Source organism: Marinobacter sp. (assembly GCF_041595835.1).
Lineage (GTDB): Bacteria > Pseudomonadota > Gammaproteobacteria > Pseudomonadales > Oleiphilaceae > Marinobacter.
The window spans coordinates 40,069-61,720 of the sequence record NZ_JBFHJO010000009.1 but is presented as its reverse complement, the minus strand read 5'-3'; the positions used below and the strand labels follow the sequence as shown (position 1 = coordinate 61,720).

22 protein-coding genes are annotated in these 21,652 nt (G+C 54.1%); 11 read left to right on the top strand and 11 right to left on the bottom strand.

Going from position 1 to position 21,652, the window contains the following annotated elements:
- Positions 1-132: 132 nt before the first annotated feature.
- The 3 genes from ABYA77_RS05510 to ABYA77_RS05500 are packed head-to-tail and all read left to right on the top strand — an operon-like array spanning position 133 to position 3,592.
- Positions 133-1,149 carry a GGDEF domain-containing protein gene (locus tag ABYA77_RS05510; RefSeq protein ID WP_372964947.1) on the top strand — a complete coding sequence of 339 codons (1,017 nt, stop codon included), beginning with the start codon at positions 133-135 and terminating at the stop codon, positions 1,147-1,149.
- Positions 1,146-2,144 carry a GGDEF domain-containing protein gene (locus ABYA77_RS05505; RefSeq protein ID WP_372964946.1) on the top strand — a complete coding sequence of 333 codons (999 nt, stop codon included), beginning with the start codon at positions 1,146-1,148 and terminating at the stop codon, positions 2,142-2,144. The genes ABYA77_RS05510 and ABYA77_RS05505 overlap by 4 nt, the downstream gene beginning before the upstream one ends.
- Complete coding sequence (locus tag ABYA77_RS05500) at positions 2,141-3,592, top strand: bifunctional DedA family/phosphatase PAP2 family protein (RefSeq protein WP_372964945.1); 1,452 nt, start codon at positions 2,141-2,143, stop codon at positions 3,590-3,592. The genes ABYA77_RS05505 and ABYA77_RS05500 overlap by 4 nt, the downstream gene beginning before the upstream one ends.
- On the opposite strand, the gene ABYA77_RS05495 is transcribed toward ABYA77_RS05500, so the two are convergent.
- Both ABYA77_RS05495 and ABYA77_RS05490 read right to left on the bottom strand, forming a co-directional pair.
- On the bottom strand, positions 3,589-4,170 hold the full coding sequence (locus ABYA77_RS05495; protein WP_372964970.1) for an LON peptidase substrate-binding domain-containing protein: 582 nt from the start codon (positions 4,168-4,170) through the stop codon (positions 3,589-3,591). The genes ABYA77_RS05500 and ABYA77_RS05495 overlap by 4 nt on opposite strands.
- Before the next feature lie 45 nt (positions 4,171-4,215).
- The gene (locus ABYA77_RS05490) at positions 4,216-5,469 is read right to left on the bottom strand and encodes an HDOD domain-containing protein (RefSeq protein WP_372964944.1); all 1,254 of its coding nucleotides are present in this window, start codon (positions 5,467-5,469) and stop codon (positions 4,216-4,218) included.
- A 172-nt stretch (positions 5,470-5,641) separates the two neighbouring features.
- On the opposite strand from ABYA77_RS05490, the gene ilvD reads away from it, so the two are divergent.
- A complete protein-coding gene (gene ilvD, locus ABYA77_RS05485; protein ID WP_372964943.1) occupies positions 5,642-7,477 on the top strand; it encodes a dihydroxy-acid dehydratase in 1,836 nt (611 codons plus the stop codon).
- A gap of 67 nt (positions 7,478-7,544) precedes the next feature.
- On the opposite strand, the gene ABYA77_RS05480 is transcribed toward ilvD, so the two are convergent.
- Complete coding sequence (locus ABYA77_RS05480) at positions 7,545-7,955, bottom strand: peptidoglycan-binding domain-containing protein (RefSeq protein ID WP_372964942.1); 411 nt, start codon at positions 7,953-7,955, stop codon at positions 7,545-7,547.
- 156 nt (positions 7,956-8,111) lie between these two features.
- Positions 8,112-9,152, bottom strand: coding sequence for an AI-2E family transporter (locus tag ABYA77_RS05475; RefSeq protein WP_372964941.1), 1,041 nt, complete (start codon positions 9,150-9,152; stop codon positions 8,112-8,114).
- Positions 9,153-9,270: 118 nt separating this feature from the next.
- Here ABYA77_RS05475 and ABYA77_RS05470 point away from each other — a divergent pair, with 118 nt between their 5' ends.
- Positions 9,271-9,630: a hypothetical protein gene (locus ABYA77_RS05470; protein ID WP_372964940.1), complete on the top strand. Its 360-nt coding sequence runs from the start codon at positions 9,271-9,273 to the stop codon at positions 9,628-9,630.
- Positions 9,631-9,795: 165 nt separating this feature from the next.
- Entirely contained in the window at positions 9,796-10,695 is a 900-nt protein-coding gene (locus ABYA77_RS05465) for a haloalkane dehalogenase (RefSeq protein ID WP_372964939.1), read from the top strand.
- A gap of 19 nt (positions 10,696-10,714) precedes the next feature.
- Here the strand turns inward: ABYA77_RS05465 and ABYA77_RS05460 are convergent, their stop codons facing one another.
- A complete protein-coding gene (locus tag ABYA77_RS05460; protein WP_372964969.1) occupies positions 10,715-11,503 on the bottom strand; it encodes an acyl-CoA thioesterase in 789 nt (262 codons plus the stop codon).
- 194 nt (positions 11,504-11,697) lie between these two features.
- Between ABYA77_RS05460 and ABYA77_RS05455 the strand changes: the two genes are divergently transcribed.
- On the top strand, positions 11,698-13,224 hold the full coding sequence (locus ABYA77_RS05455; protein WP_372964938.1) for a DEAD/DEAH box helicase: 1,527 nt from the start codon (positions 11,698-11,700) through the stop codon (positions 13,222-13,224).
- 20 nt (positions 13,225-13,244) lie between these two features.
- Here the strand turns inward: ABYA77_RS05455 and ABYA77_RS05450 are convergent, their stop codons facing one another.
- The 4 genes from ABYA77_RS05450 to ABYA77_RS05435 all read right to left on the bottom strand — a co-directional run bounded on the left by ABYA77_RS05450 (position 13,245) and on the right by ABYA77_RS05435 (position 16,303).
- Positions 13,245-13,760 carry a dihydrofolate reductase gene (locus tag ABYA77_RS05450; protein ID WP_372964937.1) on the bottom strand — a complete coding sequence of 172 codons (516 nt, stop codon included), beginning with the start codon at positions 13,758-13,760 and terminating at the stop codon, positions 13,245-13,247.
- Between the two features lie 110 nt (positions 13,761-13,870).
- Positions 13,871-14,710 carry a thymidylate synthase gene (locus ABYA77_RS05445; RefSeq protein WP_372964936.1) on the bottom strand — a complete coding sequence of 280 codons (840 nt, stop codon included), beginning with the start codon at positions 14,708-14,710 and terminating at the stop codon, positions 13,871-13,873.
- Positions 14,707-15,495: a prolipoprotein diacylglyceryl transferase gene (gene lgt, locus ABYA77_RS05440; RefSeq protein WP_372964935.1), complete on the bottom strand. Its 789-nt coding sequence runs from the start codon at positions 15,493-15,495 to the stop codon at positions 14,707-14,709. The genes ABYA77_RS05445 and lgt overlap by 4 nt, the downstream gene beginning before the upstream one ends.
- A gap of 10 nt (positions 15,496-15,505) precedes the next feature.
- A complete protein-coding gene (locus ABYA77_RS05435) occupies positions 15,506-16,303 on the bottom strand; it encodes a sulfite exporter TauE/SafE family protein (protein ID WP_372964934.1) in 798 nt (265 codons plus the stop codon).
- Positions 16,304-16,396: 93 nt separating this feature from the next.
- Here ABYA77_RS05435 and ABYA77_RS05430 point away from each other — a divergent pair, with 93 nt between their 5' ends.
- The 4 genes from ABYA77_RS05430 to dxs all read left to right on the top strand — a co-directional run bounded on the left by ABYA77_RS05430 (position 16,397) and on the right by dxs (position 20,440).
- Positions 16,397-17,170: an NRDE family protein gene (locus ABYA77_RS05430; RefSeq protein WP_372964933.1), complete on the top strand. Its 774-nt coding sequence runs from the start codon at positions 16,397-16,399 to the stop codon at positions 17,168-17,170.
- A gap of 58 nt (positions 17,171-17,228) precedes the next feature.
- Positions 17,229-17,483: an exodeoxyribonuclease VII small subunit gene (locus ABYA77_RS05425; RefSeq protein ID WP_372964932.1), complete on the top strand. Its 255-nt coding sequence runs from the start codon at positions 17,229-17,231 to the stop codon at positions 17,481-17,483.
- The gene (ispA, locus tag ABYA77_RS05420; protein ID WP_372964931.1) at positions 17,483-18,379 is read left to right on the top strand and encodes a (2E,6E)-farnesyl diphosphate synthase; all 897 of its coding nucleotides are present in this window, start codon (positions 17,483-17,485) and stop codon (positions 18,377-18,379) included. The genes ABYA77_RS05425 and ispA overlap by 1 nt, the downstream gene beginning before the upstream one ends.
- Positions 18,380-18,508: 129 nt before the next feature.
- Positions 18,509-20,440: a 1-deoxy-D-xylulose-5-phosphate synthase gene (gene dxs, locus ABYA77_RS05415; RefSeq protein ID WP_372964930.1), complete on the top strand. Its 1,932-nt coding sequence runs from the start codon at positions 18,509-18,511 to the stop codon at positions 20,438-20,440.
- A gap of 48 nt (positions 20,441-20,488) precedes the next feature.
- On the opposite strand, the gene ribA is transcribed toward dxs, so the two are convergent.
- Positions 20,489-21,100, bottom strand: coding sequence for a GTP cyclohydrolase II (gene ribA / locus ABYA77_RS05410; RefSeq protein WP_372964929.1), 612 nt, complete (start codon positions 21,098-21,100; stop codon positions 20,489-20,491).
- 52 nt (positions 21,101-21,152) lie between these two features.
- Positions 21,153-21,641, bottom strand: coding sequence for a cyclic pyranopterin monophosphate synthase MoaC (gene moaC, locus ABYA77_RS05405; RefSeq protein ID WP_372964928.1), 489 nt, complete (start codon positions 21,639-21,641; stop codon positions 21,153-21,155).
- Between the last annotated feature and the right edge of the window lie 11 nt (positions 21,642-21,652).

Here is a 21,652-nt window from a genome sequence, read left to right as displayed (position 1 = left end):
TTTTTCTGCAAGCTGATTCTAAAACCGGTGACTTACTTTACCTTTCCCGTTTCAAGTCCGCACCTCAAACGACTATTATACCGCTGCACAAGCTTCAATATTCAACGGATGTGCCCGTAAAGGACAGTAACCATGCTCCAGTTGGCCGAAAAATTCCTGCCTGGCAAGCTTTCGAGAACAGGCTTTATCGCTCTGGCACTGACAGCCGCCGCCTGCGCCGCTCTGGGAGAACCTTTGGCGACAGCAGCGGCAGCATCAACGGCCGGTCTGTTTCTTGCTGGCATGCAGGGCAACCGGCACCGCCAGGCCGCGCCCTGGCCACAACTGCGCATGCTGTTTTTTGTCACCCTGAATCTCGCACTGGTGGCCGCACTCTGGCTTGGCCCCTGGGCACTAAGCCACTGGTTTTATGCTCTTCCCCTGATCACCTTCGGGCTTATTCCAGGCTATTTTGCAGTCGCTGTCTCTGCTGCATTAGTTGCCATTGTGCTGTCCTGCACCCAATGGGTCATCACCCTGCCCGACCGGCACCAGATGGTCAGTGCCTTCGTGCTAACCACCCTGCTTGGCGCTATCCTGGTTTTTCTGCAAAAGTACAAAGCCCGCCAGCTTGAACCCCTGCGACGCACAGACAAACTCACACAGGCTGCCAGCAGAGAGTACCTGTCGGCGGATTTACACAAAGAAATTCAGCGCAGCGAACGGGAGGGCACCAACTTGTCGGCGCTGGTTATCGGCCTGGACACCCACCTGAGCGATGCTGACCCAGATGAAGACATTCGCGCCATTCTGCCCCGCATCGGCCGCTACTTACATTCTCAGCTAAGAGACTTTGACACCTACTACCGAATAGCTGACCTGCAGTTTCTGGTAATTCTTCCAGGAGCAAATACCGCGGAAGCTGCGAAAACTGCAGAACAAATTCGCAAAGACCTATGCACCCTCATGACGTCTCACGGGCTACAATTAACCGTCAGTGCTGGCGTTGCTGGCCTGAACATCGGCGATGACGCTGACAGTCTGCAAATCAGTGCCGCTAACGCTCTGCGCCGAGCTCAGCAACAAGGCGGCAACCGAACGCAGACATACAGCAACCCAGTACCAACCGACATTAATGGCCCCACAGGTTTTGAAGAGGCAGCACAATGACGGAAACCCGACTCAGAACCTGGACCCACAGCGTAGCCTACACATTGGCGGCCATCTTTATTGGCGGGCTGGCTCTACAAAATCTGCGTTACGGCTTTTATCAACTGTTTTACCTGGCCCTGGCAATGACGGCACTGCTGGCCGCAGGGCTGATATACACCCTGATCTGTCGGCGCCATCAGCTTTCAGCGCCAGGCCATCTGATCATTCTGTGCTTGCTGAACTGCGGCCTGGTTGTCTCAAGCTTTACCATGAATGCTCCTGGCATTAGCCACTGGGCCATGCCCTTACTGGTGCTTAATTTGACCATTCTGCCTCTGCGGCATGGCCTGGCGCTTTCAACCTTGCTGCTTATCCCTTTGATCATAGCTATCTGGCTGGAGCAACCAACAGCTGACGCATTGATTACCAGTTCCGGGCTGGTTTTACTGCTGGCTGTAGCCGGACTGTATATCTGGAGCTATGACCACATGGCACAATCGGCCCAGGATCTGGCAATCACTGACCCGGAAACCGGCGCTCATAATGCAAGATTCCTCGACGAAACCCTGCAAAAAGAAATCAGTCGGGCCATTGCGACGGGCCATCCGCTCTCAGTTGTCAGTCTGAATCTGGACCATGCCGATGAAGTTCGGGATCTCTATGGTAAGGACGGCCTGCAAAATCTGCTGAAGAGCATTACCGAACATTTATTTGAAATCATCCGGGCAGGTGACACCCTCTACACAGTGAATGGCTCAGAGTTCTTTCTGATTCTGCCCTTCACTCCGGAAGAGGGCGTGCGGGTCATTGCTGAACGTATTCGCCGCAGCATTACCGAACATGACTGGCCTGAAGTCGGGACAGTTTCGGTAAGCCTCGGCTGCACCACCCGCGGCAACGGCGACACCAGTACCGACTCGCTCCGGTCCAGAGCGACGCATGCCATGAATGAGGCCCGCAAGAGAGGTGCTGATTCCGCTTGGTTCTGCCCCGGAGAACCCGTCAAGGCATGAGTGAAACCTGGCTCAACGATGTGACCTCCTGGGTGGCCACCAACCCTGGCTGGCTGGCACTTATTCTTGCCGCAACCGCTTTTATCGAGTCGCTGGCCATCGCCGGCCTGATCGTGCCCGGTGTAGCTATGCTTTTTGCATTTGCGGCACTCGCTGGCAAGTCAGGAATGCCACTCTCTGAAGCCTTGATTTGGGCTGGCGCAGGCGCGGTAGCCGGAGACGTACTGAGCTTTGCCATAGGCAGGGCTCTGCAGGGGCGCATCAATACTGTCTGGCCCCTTAGCCGCTACCCAAAGCTGATTGCCAGGGGCGAATCATTTTTTAACACCCACGGTGGTAAGAGCGTCGTCATTGGCCGGTTTGTCGGCCCTATCCGTCCCATCATCCCACTCATCGCCGGCGCACTCCACATGCCTTGGCGACGCTTCCTTTTGTTTAATTTACTGTCTGCAGTCGGCTGGGCGTTAACGTATATTCTTCCCGGCTATCTGGTCGGAGCCGCCTTGGCCAGCGGAATAAAACCACCACCCCACTTTTATCTGATACTCACCATTAGCGGCATTGCCCTGATCGGCGTTTATTTGATTGCCCTCAGAGCACGCCTTGACCTTGGCCAGGGCAGCCGGCTCTATAGCTGGCTGGAATCCCGGATGGCGAAATACGACGCAACACACCGGTTCTGGAGGCTGTACACCAGCGCCCGGCCATCTCACAGAGGTGAATTTCCCCTGCCCTCATTAATGATGGCGACCACCGCCCTGGCATTATTTCTGATTCTTACCCAGGCGGTAACCTTCAGCAGCTCACTTCAATTGTTCAATCAGCAGGTCACAGAATGGTTCAGCCTGCTTCGCCAGCCTATTCTGGACTTGCCACTGCTAGCCTTTACGCTGGCTGGAGACCCTCCCGTATTGGTCACCGCAGCCATCCTGACCACAACTGTACTCGCTCTTCGAGGGTACTATGCTGCCGCTTTGCATGTAGCAGCCGCAGCACTGCTAACCGCTGTCAGCGTCTGGCTATTGAAAGCAGGCATCGGTATCAGTCGGCCTGACCAGGTATTCAACCCACCAGAGTCCGGCGCCTTTCCCAGCGGCCATACCGCAGGTGTTACTGTTCTTGTGACACTTGCAGCCAGTTTTATTGCAGGAGAAAATCACCAAAGGCAGCGTTGGCAAAGCTATGTTTTGCTATCACTGCCACTGCTACCCGTCGCACTGAGCAGGCTGTATCTCGGGGTTCACTGGTTTACCGATGTTCTGGGAGGCTTCTTTCTGGGGCTGACTGTCACCGGCGTAATCAGGGCCAGCTATAGTCGTTTTGACAGGGTACCGCTCAAGCCTGACATACTCAGCTGGGCTGCATTAATCATTTGGCTGGTATTCTCAACGTTTTATATCTCCGGCCACTGGGAGGCAGCACTTATCAATTACTCGGCTAAGGCCTAGGATTCCCCCTCAAGCACCTCCAACAGTTCTTGTAATCGATCAAGGCGTTCAAGCGGATCCTGCAGCTCTGCCAAACGTTGCTTTTCCTGCTTATCCAAGGGCAATAACTCTGTCAGCCTCCAGCCAACATGCCTTGCGTCGTCATAGTTCACATCCATATCAAGATCTTTAATAGCCGGGTGACGAAACAATGCCCGAAGTACCGACGGTAGCTCTTGATAACATTCCGGCACATCACATTCAGCCTCTGCAATCAAACACTCAACATCCCCGACATTGAGCCCATCGTCCTGCTGCCAGCTCCGAACCACCGTCACCTTGACCTCCCCCTCTACAGTAATCCCAAGCAGGCCATTGTCCAGTTGCTGGAAATCGATGATCCGCACATAGGTGCCAATATCGTAAAAAGCTGCGTTTCGTGCGGTTTCCGGACCATCCTGCAACAACACAACAACAAACCCACGGTCTTCTTTCAGACAACGGGTAAGCATGTCGATATAACGCGGCTCGAACAGCTGCAGCGGGACGCGCCCTTGGGGCAAAATAACGGAATTCAGAGGGAACAAGGGCACATTCATAATGGTTTCAATCACCGCAAGGCAAACTCCGGAACTAACGTTTATTTAACGGGCAGATAACAGCTTCTGGACCTCATCCACCCGTTTTCGGGCCTCACTCAGTAGCTGGAGACTACGAGAGGCATTCAATTCCAACGCGCCCAACCGGTGCCAGGCAGGCACCTCATCAAAAGCCGGCAGACCAGAACTCTGACTGGAACCCACCATAGAATGCAGCTGAGCTACAATAACCACATCTACCAGCTGAGGTGCTGGTTCCCGACATTCGTATTGCCAGTCTTCGGCATAACGGGCTGCCTCAACAAAGGGCTTCGGGAACGACCAGTGTTCCAATACGGCACAACCAATATCCGCCCGCAGTTCTGACATGGCATGGTGGAGATTCACTTCATCGGCAAACAGATTTACGTGATACTCCGCCTGCACCAGAACCTGCACAATACCAATATCATGCAGCAACCCTGCCAGCATAGCCTCTTCGGGGTCAAGGTTAGTGGCTTGATCTGCCAACACCCAGCACAGTGCCGCGACTTCCCGGGAATGCTGCCACAGCTTTTCCATTTCTTTTTGAAGAGCCGGCTGACGGGACTTAAAAACTTCCCGCATAGCAAACACTGTCACCAGCTGACGCGTTGTTCGCATCCCAAGACGGACGACGGATTCCCTCACATTTCTGACATCACTGAAACCGCGATATAAAGGACTGTTACAAGCCCGAACCAACTTAACCGCCATGGCAGGGTCCGCTGAAACAGCAGTAGCTACCTCGGCTGCACCGGAGTCTTCACGATCGACCAACCGCCGGACTTTCCAGGCAACCTCCGGCACGCTTGGCAACTGGACCTGATTGGAGCGCAGTTCAGAGTAGAACTCCATCAGCAAATGATGCTCTTCACTCTCCTCGCCAGCGCCGACCATTGAATCAATTTCCACCTGAGCAACAGGGGCCGCCCGAAGCAATTGATTCAGGACTTCCTGATCGATAACCAGAAACTCACAATGCTTTACCGCTGTTACGTCATACATTCTGGGTTGTAGCCGGGCAACCGGGTTGGCCGCCTGGTCTGTTTCCGCCTCAAGAACAGACTTTCTGCCATCCTGAGAGTTCAGCTCCACCGTACCGGTTACGAGAAAATAATCCATCCCGTCCCGGACGCCACGCTCCATGACCTTCTGACCCGGACTGTACGTTTTGCGTTCAGCCCGACTGGCCAAAAGGACTAATTGCCCATCGGTCAAGCGACCAAGTGGATTAAAGCCTTTTAACCGTCGTAGAGATAGCCTTTCCTGGCCTCCCATAAACAAACTCCTCAGAAATTGATATCGAACAAATCACATTGATTGTTACGCATTGTAAACGCCAGACAGCAAAACAGCCATGCGAGCGGCGCCGAATCTGGTATCCTCTTCTTTTAGCATCCAAAGGCAGTTAGTCGCTTAAACAAGATCATTAGGGAGAGAGCACCACATCATGCCCCAGTATCGTTCGCACACGTCAACAGCAGGCCGGAATATGGCCGGAGCCCGCGCCCTGTGGCGCGCCACAGGGATGAAAAATGACGATTTCGGCAAGCCCATCATTGCCGTCGTTAACTCATTCACCCAATTTGTACCGGGCCATGTTCACCTGAAGGATCTGGGCCAACTGGTCTGCCGCGAAATCGAAGCGGCCGGTGGTGTTGCCAAGGAATTCAACACCATCGCTGTCGATGATGGTATCGCCATGGGTCACGACGGCATGCTTTACTCCTTGCCGTCCAGGGAAATCATCGCAGACTCCGTTGAATATATGGCCAATGCACACTGTGCCGACGCCTTGGTGTGCATTTCCAACTGCGACAAAATCACCCCAGGCATGCTGATGGCCGCCCTGCGCCTCAACATACCTACGATCTTTGTTTCCGGTGGCCCAATGGAAGCCGGAAAAACCAAGTTATCTGAAAACAAGCTCGACCTGGTCGACGCAATGGTTATCGCCGCTGACCCTACCGCCAGCGACGAAAAAGTGGCCGAGTACGAGCGCAGCGCCTGCCCGACTTGCGGTTCATGCTCCGGCATGTTCACAGCGAACTCCATGAACTGCCTGACCGAAGCCATTGGTCTATCCTTGCCAGGCAATGGTTCCTTGCTGGCGACTCACTCTGACCGTGAACAGCTGTTCCTCAAAGCAGGACGCCAGATTGTAGAAAACACAAAACGCTACTACGAGCAAGACGATGACAGCGTACTACCTCGCAGCATTGCCTCTCTCGAAGCGTTCCAGAACGCCATGGTCATGGATATCGCCATGGGCGGTTCCACCAATACTATTCTGCACCTTCTGGCGGCCGCTCAGGAAGGCGAGGTTGATTTCGACCTGGCCGATATCGACCGCCTGTCCCGCAAGGTACCTCAACTTTGCAAAGTGGCTCCGAACTCGCCCAAATATCACATGGAAGATGTGCACCGGGCCGGGGGCATCATGGGCATTCTGGGAGAGCTTGATCGCGCAGGACTGATCAATACTGATCTGCCAACCGTCCACAGCAAAACCATGAAAGAAGCCCTGAAAACCTGGGATATCATGCAGTCACCAACGCCGGAAGTGATTGAGTTCTATAAAGCGGGTCCTGCGGGCATCCCCACCCAGACGGCGTTCAGCCAAAGCACCCGCTGGCCAAGCCTGGACGGTGACCGCGAGAACGGCTGCATCCGCACCGCAGAACACGCCTATTCTTCTGAAGGCGGTCTGGCCGTTCTTTATGGCAACATTGCCATGAACGGCTGTGTTGTAAAAACAGCGGGTGTAGACGAAAGCATCTATGTGTTTGAAGGTAAAGCCCGGGTATTTGAAAGCCAGGACTCAGCCGTTGCCGGGATACTGGACGACGATGTTAAACCAGGCGATGTAGTGATCATTCGATACGAAGGCCCCCGCGGCGGCCCCGGAATGCAGGAAATGCTCTATCCTACCAGCTATCTGAAATCTAAAGGGCTCGGCAAGGAGTGCGCACTGCTCACGGATGGCAGGTTCTCTGGTGGCACGTCCGGTCTTTCGATCGGCCATGCATCACCAGAAGCTGCAGCCGGTGGTGCTATCGGTCTTATCGAAGACGGCGATACCATTCTGATCGATATCCCCAACCGCTCAATCAATGTCCAGGTTAGTGATGAAGAGCTGGATAAGCGTCGGAGCGCCCGCGATGCTAAAGGCTGGAAGCCTGATCAGCCAAGAGAGCGGAAGGTTTCTGCAGCACTCAAGGCCTATGCTTTGCTTGCTACCAGCGCTGATAAGGGAGCTGTCAGAGATTTGTCCAAACTGGACTAACGACCTGCCCGACAAAAAGCCCGACCACCGTTGTGAGTCGGGCTTTTTCTCGCCTCCGATGACTAGATCACCAAAGTGACCAGCCCTCATCCTTCTCTTTATTTTTCTCTCCAGTCTGATCCGCTTTCGGCGCCTCTGAGGCGGCCTCCACCGTTTCAGATATAACGGAGCTTGAAGAGGCGGCTCCACCACCCGAAGATGCTGTTTGCTGCACGGGCACCATGCCCAAAGCCTTTTTAGTCTCTTCAGTCAGAATACCATTGGCTTCCAACCCTTGATCTTTTTGAAAACGAACCAACTCCGAACGAGTATTGTCGTCCATCGAAGGGCGAACGTCTGAAATGTTATAGCCCGCTCCATAGAGCGCGTGTTTCAGGGCAACAACGTCATTGGCCTGGGCAACTGAAACCGAACCCAGCAGGGCGACCGCTCCGACCAGCAACAACGTCTTACCCAAACGACGCGTGACTGTTTTCATGGTTCTCACCTGATCTACTCCTGATATCTTTGCGATACCTGTTTATTTATTATTATGTGGCGCCAATCCCCACCTCGAAGGCGTATCTGAAACCCTAACATACTTTAGTCACCCCGGCAGTGACCCGCTTCCGACGGCGTCAGCTGTCACTTCGGCCTATTCACCAAACTCACGAATAAAGATGCCCCAAAAAGCCATGAATAAAGCAGCGACCAAAGGCCCCATCACAAAACCATTAATCCCGAACATCGCAATGCCTCCCAGGGTAGACAGTAACACCAGGTAATCCGGCAGCTTGGTATCACGTCCCACCAGAATAGGGCGTAATATATTATCCGCCAGACCAATAACTACCACGCCAAAAACAGTCAGCACAATGGCCGGCACCACATCACCAACAGCCGTCAAATACAGTGCGACAGGGACCCAGACAATGGCAGCACCCACTGCGGGCAACAGTGAAACAATGGCCATAACAACACCCCAAAGCAACGCTCCGGTAATACCCAGTATCCCGAAAATAATTCCGCCGAGCGCTCCCTGAATGATGGCAATCAACAAATTCCCCTTTACCGTAGCCCGGGTTACCTCAGCGAACTTGGCAAACAACAGCCGTTCACGCTCATCTCCCAGCGGTAACGCCTTAATTATCAGCTCCACCAGTTTGTTACCATCACGAATCAAAAAGAAGGCCAGGTATATCATCAAGGCCCAACCCAGGAAAAACTCAAAAGTATTCTGCCCTACTTCCAAAGCCTGCTTGGCCAAAAACTGACTGCCCCCTAAAAATGCATTAACGGCACGATCCCTCAACTCGCCGACATTGATATCAAATTGAGCAAGGAACGCCTGAATTGCCGGGAAAGAATCATTGATCTGATCGATATATTCGCCAGGCCGGATCTCACCACTCTGGATTTTCTGATAAATCCCCATCCCTTCGCCGATCATTGCCGCCCCGAGCACCAACACAGGAATCACAACAATGACCGTGCAAATAAAGAGAGTAATCAACGCATTGAGATTGGGGCGGTCACCCAACCGCCTGAGCAGTATCTGTTGAACGGGGTGAAAGATCAGCGCAATAGCCACCGCCCAGAAAATGGGGCCTAAAAACGGTTTCATTAGCAGGACAAACGCAATGGACACCCCCACCAGCATGGCAAGAAAAGTCCGTGTTTCAAGTTTGGCGTACATAAACGCAAAGCCCCTAATTATGAGAAAATATCGAAGCAAAAGACTATCACGATAGCGTGGCCACTGTAGCCAACTTCGCGCTATAGTGGGAAGTTATTGACCAACAATTGAACAAGTTATGTCACTACCCGCTGAAAGCTTCAGTATCGAAACAGCCCTTGAGGCCGCTATCGAGCTACGACGAGTCCTGGCTGCCCGCACCCACCGTCGCAAGGTCATGGGGCAAGAGGTACTCGTGCCGGGACAATTGGGAGAGGCACTGAATCTACCCAAGATTATCAGCCGCCTTAGCAGCAAACAGCAGCGCCATCGCGACATGGGGCTGGACAATTTTCAGGAGCTTTGGCCAACGTTATCAGGCCGCACCCGAGAAAAAGTGCTCAACGCTATCGGCTGGTACGACCCCAAGCAACTGGACTGGGAAGACAAACGTTCCAACCGGCGCCCCGTCATCGACCCGGAAGAAAAGACCGCATAAGAGCTTCGTACCGTTAACAAAACCGCCTCACCATTGCGTTCGGATTCAAACTGACAACGCTCTGTTACGCAACTTCAACACACAAAGTTTTCACCTGCCTTATCCTGAAGCTCTGAGATTGTCGACCGACGGTCACGCAACCAATCAGTTAGGATAGTCGATGGCATGCGTATTCTGAGAACCGACGAAGCCCGCTTCGCAGGCCTGCCGGATTACCCCTTTAAAGCCAATTATCTGGACGTTGAGCCAGGCCTTCGGATGCATTTCGTTGATGAAGGGCCAGCAAACGCCCTCCCTGTGGTCATGCTTCATGGCGAACCATCATGGTCTTATCTGTACCGGCACATGATCCCTGTCGTTGCCGCTGCCGGCCATAGAGTACTGGCGCCAGACCTGATCGGTTTCGGAAAGTCAGACAAACCAGCGGCCATTTCAGACTATTCATACGATAGCCAGATGCACTGGCTGTCCTCTTGGTTAGAAAAACTGGATTTATGGGACGTCACCCTGGTATGCCAGAACTGGGGGTCACTATTAGGCTTGAGACTTGCCGCAGAAAATCAACGTCGGTTCAGCCGCATTATTGTTGGAAATGGCATGCTGCCCACCGGAGAAGCCCGTACATCACTCGCCTTCAAAGCCTGGAAGACGTTTGCCAATCGCAGCCCCTGGTTTCCAGTCAGCAGAATCATTCAGCTGGGCACCGAAAAAGCATTGACGCGCCATGAGCTGGAGGCCTACGAGGCCCCCTACCCAAACGATGAATACAAAGCGGGGCCCAGGGCTTTTCCCGCGCTGATACCCACATCACTGAAAGACCCTTCCGGCGCAGCAAACCGGGAAGCCTGGAGAATACTGGAAAAGTGGCGGAAACCTTTTATCACCTGCTTCAGCGATGGTGACCCCATCACCCGGGGTGGTGACCGTTACATGCAACGTCGTATTCCCGGCGCTTTCGGCCAACCCCACATTACCCTGCCCGGGGGGCATTTCCTGCAGGAAGATTCCCCTCAAGCATTTGCAAGGGTAATCATTGACGCGCTAAAAAACGAAATGGCAGCCTGACGGCCACTCGCTCCGCCTCTTAGCCAAATACCGTGACGGTTTGCCGGCTCAGAGCCACCAGCTCTCCCCTGGCTGTCCAGATTCCGGCATGAGTATGGCCATAACCGGCGCCAGCCTGATCAATTTTGGCCCGATACAATAACCAGTCACCCGGCTCAAGAACCGGTCGCGGATGCACGATTTCCAGAGCCCAGCTCAAAGAACTGGCGGGTGCAGGGCGCTTCAGATGTGGCAATATGGCAGGCGGCCAGGCGTCAACAAGCGCGATGATATGAGCATCCGTCAAGCACTCCGGCACTTCCCGGAATTGCATCCAGCCACCCATTTCACGCCCCCCCTTACCGGAAAACGGCATGTGCCCAAACGCCCAACGCATTTCGATATGCTGGGTGAATTCTGGCGAGAGGCCTTTGATATAGGGCAGTTCCTGACACTTTCCAATCGGTCTGGCACTCGGCCCCGGTTCCGGTGCCACCCGGACCTCAGATTCACGATCACCACCAAAACTTGCCATACAAACCAGCCGGGGTTCACCCTTCTGAAGAATTCGCCCAGCCACATGCGACACAGCCCGGCCTTCCCGCAGCAACTCTGCTTCAAAAACAGCTTCAACCTCGGCTTCAACGGGCCCTACAAAGGATACATTAAGGGCACGAACAGCCCTCCCCTTTTCCACCTTTGACGACATCACTTCAAAAGCCAGTGCTGCAGCCAGACCGCCAAAAGTCGACCGACCTTGCCCCCAGCTCGCAGGAATTACAGCTGCGCCAGTTTGGCGCACACTCCCCAGAAGCTCATCAAACCTCATATACTTCCCCATTAGTTAGCCTGCAAACAGTTAAGACTGCCGAACTTCCAGCCCACTGGCAAGCCAGCTGTCCCGGCAACTACCTACCCCGGCCTTAGTATTAAATGTGTTAATACTTCCCCAAAACGACTATAATCTTTCAAAATCATGCATTGCCTTTGCGATGTCATATCCTCCGAATACCGAGTAAATTCATGTCAGAATTGTCTTTTGCCGAACTGGGGCTGGATCCAGCTGTACTGGAAGCCGTTGCCTCTGTTGGCTATGAAACACCGTCACCCATCCAAGCACAATCCATTCCCGCCTTGTTGGCCGGCAACCATTTATTGGGTGTCGCTCAGACCGGCACCGGGAAAACAGCCGCTTTTGCTCTGCCATTGCTGAGCCGCATCGACCCGAACATTGCCGAGCCCCAGATCCTGGTACTGGCACCTACCCGGGAACTGGCAATCCAGGTAGCTGAAGCATTCACTACCTACGCCAGCAAATTCAAGCACTTCCACGTGCTACCGATTTATGGCGGGCAGGATTTTGCCCCACAAATTCGCGGCCTGAAGCGGGGCGCTCAGGTTATCGTGGGTACGCCAGGCCGCTTGCTGGATCACCTGCGCAAAGGCACCCTCAGACTTGATAACCTTCGGGCTCTGGTCCTGGATGAAGCCGATGAAATGCTCCGAATGGGCTTTATTGACGACGTTGAGGCGATTCTGTCCAAGACGCCGGCAAACTGTCAGCGCGCTCTGTTCTCGGCCACCATGCCGCCACAGATCAAGAAAGTAGCCCAGACATACCTGAAAAACGCCACAGAGGTTCGCATTGAAAGCGAAACCCGTACGGTTGAACGTATTTCCCAGTTTGTATTGCCGGTTTACGCTGAGCGTAAGCTCGATGCCCTGACCCGAATTCTGGAAGTAGAGCCTTTTGATGCGGCAATCATTTTTGTCCGCACAAAAGCTGAAACGGCACTGTTATCAGAGAAGTTATCTGCACGCGGCCATGCGGTCGCACCTCTGAGCGGCGACCTGAACCAGCGCCAGCGCGAACAGACCGTCGAAGATCTGAAACGCGGACGTAAGGACATCATTATTGCGACTGACGTAGCAGCTCGCGGCCTGGACGTCGCCAGAATCACTCACGTGATCAACTATGACGTTCCTTACGACACAGAAGCCTATATCCACCGTGTAGGCCGTACTGGCCGTGCTGGTCGCTCCGGCAAAGCCATCCTGCTTGTCACACCCCGCGAGCGCAGTTGGTTGCGCACTCTTGAGCGTGCCACCAACTCACCGATGGAAGCCTATCAGCTACCTTCACCTGCCGCCCTGCAACAGATGCGTGTTGAGCAGTTTGAATCTCAGCTACTGGGCTTCGCAGACGATCCCCGTGCAGCCAAGGCCATCGCCCTGCTCGACGAGATTGCTGAACGCAACGACATGGATATCACTGCAGTAGCCGGTGCTCTGGCTTGCTGGATGGAGGCATCCCAGCCGGATTCTCTGCCACTGGAACAGCCTGAACCATTGCCTGAAGTCTCTGCAGCTCCGCCACGTCGCAGAGGTGCTCCCTCAGGAAAAGGCAACTTCCGGAAGGGCGGCCCAGGCAAAAGTTTCCGGAAGGACAGTAAGCCGGGTGGCCACCGCAAAGATGGCCCCAAAGGTCGTCCTGCCGGCAAAGGCCCCAAGCCTGGCGGCAAGCCCGGCCCTAAGCGCTCCCCGCGCTGACCGGCCCCTGGCGTAACCGGTCAGCTAGACCGGTTACGCTGATAGACGACAAAGCTGTAGTCATACGGATTATTGTCTGACGCGGAGAAATCTTCGCGTCCGATTTCTTCCCAGTCATCCCAGTTTACTTCCGGAAAGAAAGCATCCCCGTCAACGTCAGCATGCACCTGCGTGATATAAAGCCGGTCAACCACTGGCAGTGCTTCGGCATAAATTTGCCCGCCACCAATAATCATCACCTCGTCACCACCATCCAGTTCCGCCTGAGCTTCTGCTTTGATCAGCGCAGCATCTAATGATGTGGCTGAAACAGTTCCTGCTGGCGCATTCCTGTCTGGATTGCGGGAAATAACGACATTCATCCGCCCCGGCAACGGCCGGCCGATAGAATCCCAGGTTTTCCTGCCCATGATAATGGGCTTACCCATAGTGGCCTCTTTGAAGTAACGCAGGTCACCCGGCAAGTACCAGGGAAGTTTATTGTTTCGCCCGATAACCCGGTTTCTGGCCATGGCTACGATCAGTGCTTTTCTCATTTTCACCTTTTCCTCGAACGCTTATATCTTGCCACCCCGTCACCACCTGATCGTTGGCGCAGAGGAATAAAGATGGCTTTCCTCCTGCAACACCATGCAGTCTGCGGAATTTAAATCGCTATCGGAGCTTTAATACCAGGGTATGGGTCGTAACCTTCAAACTCAAAATCTTCCAGCTCGTAATCAAAAATACTTTCAGGCTTACGCTTGAGCACCAACTTCGGCAGAGCTCTGGGCTCACGCTTCAACTGCTCAAAAACAATGTCATCGGTCAGGTGGTTCTGATACAGATGACAATCACCGAAAGTATGAACAAACTCCCCCACGTCCAGGTCGCACTGCTGAGCAATCATGTGAGTCAGCAAAGCGTAGGACGCAATATTGAACGGCACGCCCAGGAACAAATCAGCACTACGCTGGTATAGCTGGCAGGAAAGTCTGCCGTCAATCACGTAAAACTGGAACAGACAGTGACAAGGCGCCAGTGCCATGCGCCCCTCCCGCACATTATCCTGAGGGCCGATGGACTCATCAGGAAGTTCTGCCGGATTCCAGGCTGAAACAATCAAGCGGCGGGAATTCGGCTTATTGCGAATCTGGTTTACCACCTCACTTATCTGATCAATCACTTCGCCGTTGTGACAATCCCAACTGCGCCACTGCTTGCCGTAAATTGGCCCAAGATCACCATTTTCCAATGCCCATTCGTTCCAGATGGAAACCTTGCGCTCTTTCAGCCAATTATTGTCCGTTGAGCCATTCAGAAACCACAGCAGCTCATAAATGATGCTGCGCAGGTGTACTTTTTTGGTGGTCACCAGCGGGAAGCCTTCCTGCAGATTAAAACGAATCTGTCGCCCAAAAACAGAGCGAGTGCCCACACCAGTGCGGTCGCCTTTATCGAACCCGTTGTCGACAACGTCGTGCATCAGATCGAGATAAGCTTTCATGGTTTTTCTCTCCGATAAGCAATAGCAATCAAAGCCGCGCCGGCAATAATCATCGGCAACGAAAGTACTTGCCCCATAGTGACCCAGCCAAACGCCAGGTAACCCAATTGCGCATCTGGCAGGCGCACGAATTCAACCAGAAAGCGAAATATGCCGTAGCACAGCAAAAACAGGCCCGATACTGCCATCCTTGGGCGCTCCTTTGCGGAGAACCACCAAAGAATAACAAAGAGCACAACCCCTTCCAGAGCCACCTGATACAGTTGTGAAGGATGACGAGCCAGGGCATCCTGAGCCCTCGGAAACACCATAGCCCAGGGCAGATCCGTAGGCTTGCCCCAAAGCTCACCATTAATAAAGTTACCCACCCGGCCTGCTCCCAGACCAACCGGCACCAATGGGGCGACAAAATCAGCGATTTTCCAGAAGCCTGCCTTCGTTTTCCGGCCATACCACCACATGGCGACCATCACGCCCAGCAAACCTCCGTGGAAGGCCATACCTCCTTCCCACACGCGAAACAGCCAAAGCGGATCGGCAAGAAATGCATCAAAGTTATAAAACACAACATAACCAAAGCGCCCGCCCAGAATGACGCCCAGCGCCATGTAAAACAGAAGGTCGCCAACCTGTTCTTCCTTAAGAGGCGACCAGGGCTTCCGGCTACGGATGCAGCCAAGCCACCAGCCGGCAACAAAGCCAACCAGGTAGGTCAAACCGTACCAATGAATTTTTACGGGCCCGATGGAAATAGCGACCGGATCAATCTGAGGATGTTGCAACATGGGCAGACTCTTAGCTCAACAGGAATCGTACGCCGACAATAATCAGCACTATGGCAAAAATACGTTTTAACAGGCGACCATCAAGGCGATGCGCCAACTTGGCACCGACACGGGCGAATATGACACTGGTCGACACAATACCAATGAGCGCCGGCAAATAAATAAATCCGAAACTCATTTCGGGCAACGCCGGATGTTGCCACCCAGTCCAGATATTTCCGACAGCACCCGCTATGGCAATCGGAAAACCACACGCTGCGGAAGTGGCCACAGCTTGCTGCATACGCACATTGGACCAGGTCAGATACGGGACCGATATCGTACCGCCACCGATACCAAAAATGGCTGAGGCCCAACCAATGACACCACCGGCAACCCAAAGCCCGGCAACCCCCGGAACATCCCGGCCAGGTTTGGGGTTCACCTCCAGAATCATTTTAAGCGCCACCAGAATGGCGAACACGCCAATAATTGTTTGCAGGAACGGCCCACTCAGCATTGCCGCCGTCCAGGCACCGATCAGAGCCCCCATCACGATACCGACAGTCATGGGCCGAAAAAGATCCCAGCGCACAGCACCGTGCTGATGGTGAGTACGAATGGAGCTGACAGAGGTAAACACAATGGTCGCCAGAGACGTACCAATTGCCAGGTGAGCAGCAATCTCAGGGCTGATCCCCATAAAGCCAAAACTGAAGATCAGCACGGGTACAATCACCAAGCCGCCACCAATGCCGAACAGGCCAGCCATGGTGCCGGCAAGCGCACCCAGCAACAGATACAAAACAACAACGCCAAGCAGGGTCATAATTATCATTGATCCGGGGAAGAATTCAGGCTGGTATGATACGCATTGTTGCCAACCGCTGCAGCCTCCTGGACATAAGGAAGTTCACCAGATATGTGCACCATTGTTTTTGCTATTGGCCAGAGCCGCCATTTCCCACTGGTGGTAGCGGCCAATCGAGATGAATTTTTCCATCGCCCAACGGCCGCTATGGACTGGTGGCAAGCCGACACAGGCCAAAATATTCTGGCCGGCCGAGATCTGGAGTCTGGCGGCACATGGCTGGCCGTATCACAGGAGGGCATGGTGGCAGCCGTCACCAACGTCCGGGAAGGCAGTGCCGAGGCCGGGCGTTGCAGCCGGGGAGAACTGCCACTAAAAGCTCTCAGCCAACCTTGCCAAAACCTGAAAGAAATGCTCGGAAGTGAAGCGGGGCGCTATTCAGGCTTCAACCTGATTTCCCTGTCTACGAGCGGCGGATGGTATTACAGCAACCGGGACGCCCACCCCGGACGGCAGATTTTCAAAGGCATCTATGGACTGAGCAATCACTTACTGCAAACTCCCTGGCCCAAACTGCTTCGCCTGCGTAACAATATTGGCCGGCACATAGACCAGGCCGGTACAGACTCCTCCGAGCTGCACAATCAGTTAGCTCCACTATTGCAAGACACCACTCCAGCCCCGGACAATCAATTACCGGATACCGGCGTCGGGATTGAGACAGAAAGATTCCTTTCATCGCTCTTTATTGCGGGCGATCACTACGGTACCCGGGCAACAACCATCGTTACCGTGTCTGAACAAGGTGAAATACGAGTTACTGAACAATCGTGGGGCCCCAATGCCCGGAAGCAGGAACAACGACAATTCTGCTGGCAGCGATAGTCCGGGGACTCTGATATAATCCGCGCATTTCCTGACACACCGGACCGGAGGATCGCCCATGGCCGGCGAGAAAGAAAACACATCCATAGCCGACTTTGAAAAATCCCTGGACGAACTGGAAAAACTGGTTCGGGACCTGGAACAGGGCGAACTGCCTCTGGAGCAGTCTCTGGCTGCCTTCGAACGAGGCATCAAACTGACCCGCGAATGCCAGAACGCACTGAAATCCGCTGAACAGCGGGTTGAACAACTGGTTCAGAACAGTGATGGAACTCTGGAAACCCGCCCCTTCTCTGCGGACGACACAAACTGATGACTGAGCGCACCTCCCTGGCGATTAACTACCTTGAACAGTGCCGCCAGCGTATTGATGCTGAACTTGACCGTAGCATCCGTCAGGATTCTGCTTCCGAGCGACTTCAAGAAGCCATGCGCTACAGCGTTCTTGGTGGCGGGAAACGTATTCGCCCGGCGCTCTGCCTGGCAGCAGCCCGAGCCGTAGGAAGCGACGAAAACACGGCTTTAACACCGGCTTGCGCCCTGGAACTGATCCATGCCTATTCTCTGGTGCACGATGACCTGCCGGCCATGGACGATGACGACCTTCGCCGAGGGCGACCGACAACTCACATCGCTTTCGACGAAGCCAGCGCCATTCTGGCGGGAGATGCGTTGCAAACCCTGGCCTTTCGCATGCTCGCCAGCGCGCCGGCACTCTCAGATGCACAGCGGGTGAAGATGATTACTGAGCTGGCGCAGGCCAGTGGCCACAAGGGCATGGTCGGCGGTCAGGCCATTGACCTGGAATCCGTGGGCGTTCAACTGAGTCTCGAGCAACTCGAAAACATGCACCGGCACAAAACCGGCGCTTTAATTGAGGCAAGCGTAGGCCTCGGCGCACTGACCTCACCCAAGGTTACAGAAAGCCAGCGCAGCACTCTGTCTGACTACGCCAGCGCTCTTGGGCTGGCCTTTCAGGTTCAGGATGACCTGCTCGACATCGAAGGTGACACCGAAGTTATCGGCAAGCGCCAGGGATCAGATGTTGCCAAAGCCAAACCGACCTACCCTGCACTACTTGGCATTGATGGTGCCCGGGAGCACCTGGCAGCACTACTTAACCAGGCCCAGAGAGCGCTGGACGGTTTTGGCGAGGAAGCAGATCCGCTGCGAGCTATGGCAGACTATGTGGTCACTCGAAACCACTAACTCTCCGACAGAACAACAGCGCAAGACGCCATTGTTTGTTACATCTGGCCCGGGAAGCATGAAACAGGCGCTCCTGTTCCCTATAATGGCCCGCCAGAGAACTCATATTTCCAAGAAAGACCCAAGCTGATGCAGGACACATACATTTTCAGGGAAATCCCGTCACAGCGGCCTAACACCCCATTGCTGGACAGGATAGACGTGCCGACCCAACTGCGTGAACTGCCGCCGGAAGATCTGCCGCAACTGGCCAGAGAACTGCGGGCTTTCTTACTGTGGTCGGTAGGTCAGACCGGCGGACACTTTGGCGCCGGCCTGGGGGTTCTTGAGCTGACCATCGCCCTGCATTACGTATTTAACACCCCTGAAGACCGTTTAATCTGGGACGTTGGTCATCAGGCCTACCCTCACAAAATTCTGACCGGCCGGCGCGAACAAATGGGCACCATCCGCCGGAAAGGCGGCCTCTCAGGGTTCCCGAAACGAGCTGAAAGCGTTTACGACACCTTTGGTGTAGGTCACTCAAGCACATCTATCAGTGCTGCTCTGGGCATGGCAATTACCGCCAAGATGCAGAAGACCGGCCGTAAAAGCATTGCAGTGATCGGCGATGGCGCCATGACAGCCGGCATGGCTTTCGAAGCCCTCAACCATGCCGGGCACCTGCACTCCGACATGCTGGTAATCCTGAACGACAACGACATGTCGATTTCACGTAACGTAGGTGGCCTCTCTAATTATTTTGCAAAACTCTTATCCAGCCGGACCTACAATCAGGTTCGCGACACCAGCAAAAAAGTTCTTAAAGATACTCCCCATCTCATGGCACTTGCCAAAAAGACGGAAGAACATTTTAAAGGGCTAATTGCCCCAGGCACCTTCTTTGAAGAGCTGGGGTTTAACTATATAGGGCCTATTGACGGCCACGATCTGCCCCTGCTGATAGAAACTCTGACAAACATTCGCGAGCTCGAAGGCCCGCAGTTTTTGCACATTGTGACCACCAAAGGGAAAGGTTTTGCTCCGGCTGAAGCTGACCCGATCGGCTATCACGCCATCAACAAAATTGAACCGGTGCCAGCCGATAAACCTGAGCCCGTCGCCAGCAAGCCCGCAAGCCCCAAATACGCCAATGTGTTTGGCCAATGGTTATGCGATGCGGCAGAGCAAGACGAGCGTGTAGCCGGCATTACTCCTGCCATGTGTGAAGGTTCCGACTTACTGGCATTCTCTGAGCGTTTCCCTGACCGGTATTTCGATGTCGCTATTGCTGAGCAGCACGCGGTTACTCTCGCAGCAGGCATGGCCTGTGATGGTGCAAAACCTGTCGTAGCGATCTACTCGACATTCCTGCAGCGAGGCTATGACCAACTGATTCACGACGTTGCTATTCAGGACCTGGATGTGCTGTTTGCGATTGACCGCGCAGGACTTGTCGGCGAAGACGGCCCAACCCATGCGGGCGCCTTCGACATCAGCTATCTGCGCTGCATTCCGGGCATCATCATCATGACGCCATCGGACGAAAACGAAACTCGTCAACTGCTCCAGACAGGGCTGGAATTCAACGGCACGGCTGCTGTCCGTTACCCCCGTGGAACGGGGCCGGGCGCAGCCATTCAACAGGAACTGACACCACTACCTATTGGCAAAGGACGGGTAGTTCGGGAAGGCTCCCGAGTCGCCATTCTCAACTTTGGCACCCTGCTTGGCGCAGCCCTGCAGGCTGCAGAAGAGCTGAACGCAACCGTTGCCGACATGAGATTTGTAAAACCGCTGGATGAGACGCTGGTTCTGGAACTTGCGGAACAACATGACTTGCTGGTGACTCTGGAAGAAAATGCAATTGCCGGTGGTGCAGGTAGCGCAGTTACCGAATTCCTAAGTGCCAGGGAAGTTGTTATGCCTGTGATGCAGATAGGCTTGCCTGACCGTTATATCGATCACGGCAAACCAGAAGAATTACTCAAAGAATGCGGCCTGGATGCTGAGGGTATACGCACATCCATTGCCGGCAGGCTGGAACGGCTGGGCAAGCCTTCATTTGTAGCCGCCAAGTGATGAGTACGCTGGCCCGGCATTCACCGGCCAGCGCCATGTCAACAAGAGTCAGGCGAGGTCATCGTCCTGGTGCGTTTCCAGCCAGTGCCCCAGCTTGCTTTGCTTGGTATTCAAATAATGCTCGTTATGAGGGTTGCGGCCCACATGCAGCGGAACTCTCTCAACAATCTGAATACCGTACGACTCCAGCGCTTTAACCTTTCTCGGATTATTGGTCATCAGTTTCAGGCTGCTGACACCCAGATGCTCCAACATATCCTGGCACATGCTGTAATCACGCAAATCTGCTGCGAAACCCAACTGCTCATTGGCCTCGACAGTATCGGCTCCCTGATCCTGCAAGTGGTAAGCGCGGATTTTGTTAAGCAGACCGATACCACGGCCTTCCTGACGCAGATACATGAGAATGCCCCGCCCCTCTCGGGCGATACTGCGTAATGCTTCTTCCAACTGATAACCGCAGTCACAACGCATGCTGTATAGCGCATCGCCAGTAAGGCACTCAGAATGAGTGCGCGCCAGCACAGGCTCATCAGTACGAATATCACCCAACGTCAGAGCCACATGCTCTTTGCCGGTCTCAGTTTCTTCAAAACCATGCATATCGAAGACACCAAAGGGGGTCGGCAAACGGCAGGTCTCAATGTAACGAACAGCCACTGTAATTCCTCGTGGTTCTGACAAATGGGGCGGGCATTCTATCACGGCACTACTATGCGGGCGTAGTGCCCGCAACCCAATGGCCGGAACGGCCTCCTTTTTTCTCCAGCAGCCGCACATTGTCGACTACCATGCCTTTATCCACCGCCTTGCACATATCGTAAAGCGTCAAGGCCGCAATACTCGCCGCTGTTAACGCTTCCATCTCCACTCCGGTCTGACCAGACAGCTTACAACGAGTCTCAACATGCACAGATGCGCCATCACTACCTGGGGTTAACAGAACCTTTATGGACGTAAGGTTCAGGGCATGGCACAGGGGTATTAAATCGTGGGTTTTCTTGGCAGCCATAATACCGGCAATGCGGGCAGTGGCCAGCACATCCCCTTTAGGGTGCTCACCGTCAACAATCATTCTCAAGGTTTCAGGCCGCATACGAATTAACGCTTCAGCACGGGCCTCGCGCTCGGTAACGGTCTTATCCGTCACATCAACCATCCGGGCTTCGCCTTTATCATCAAGATGAGTCAGCTTGCTCACACACTACTCCG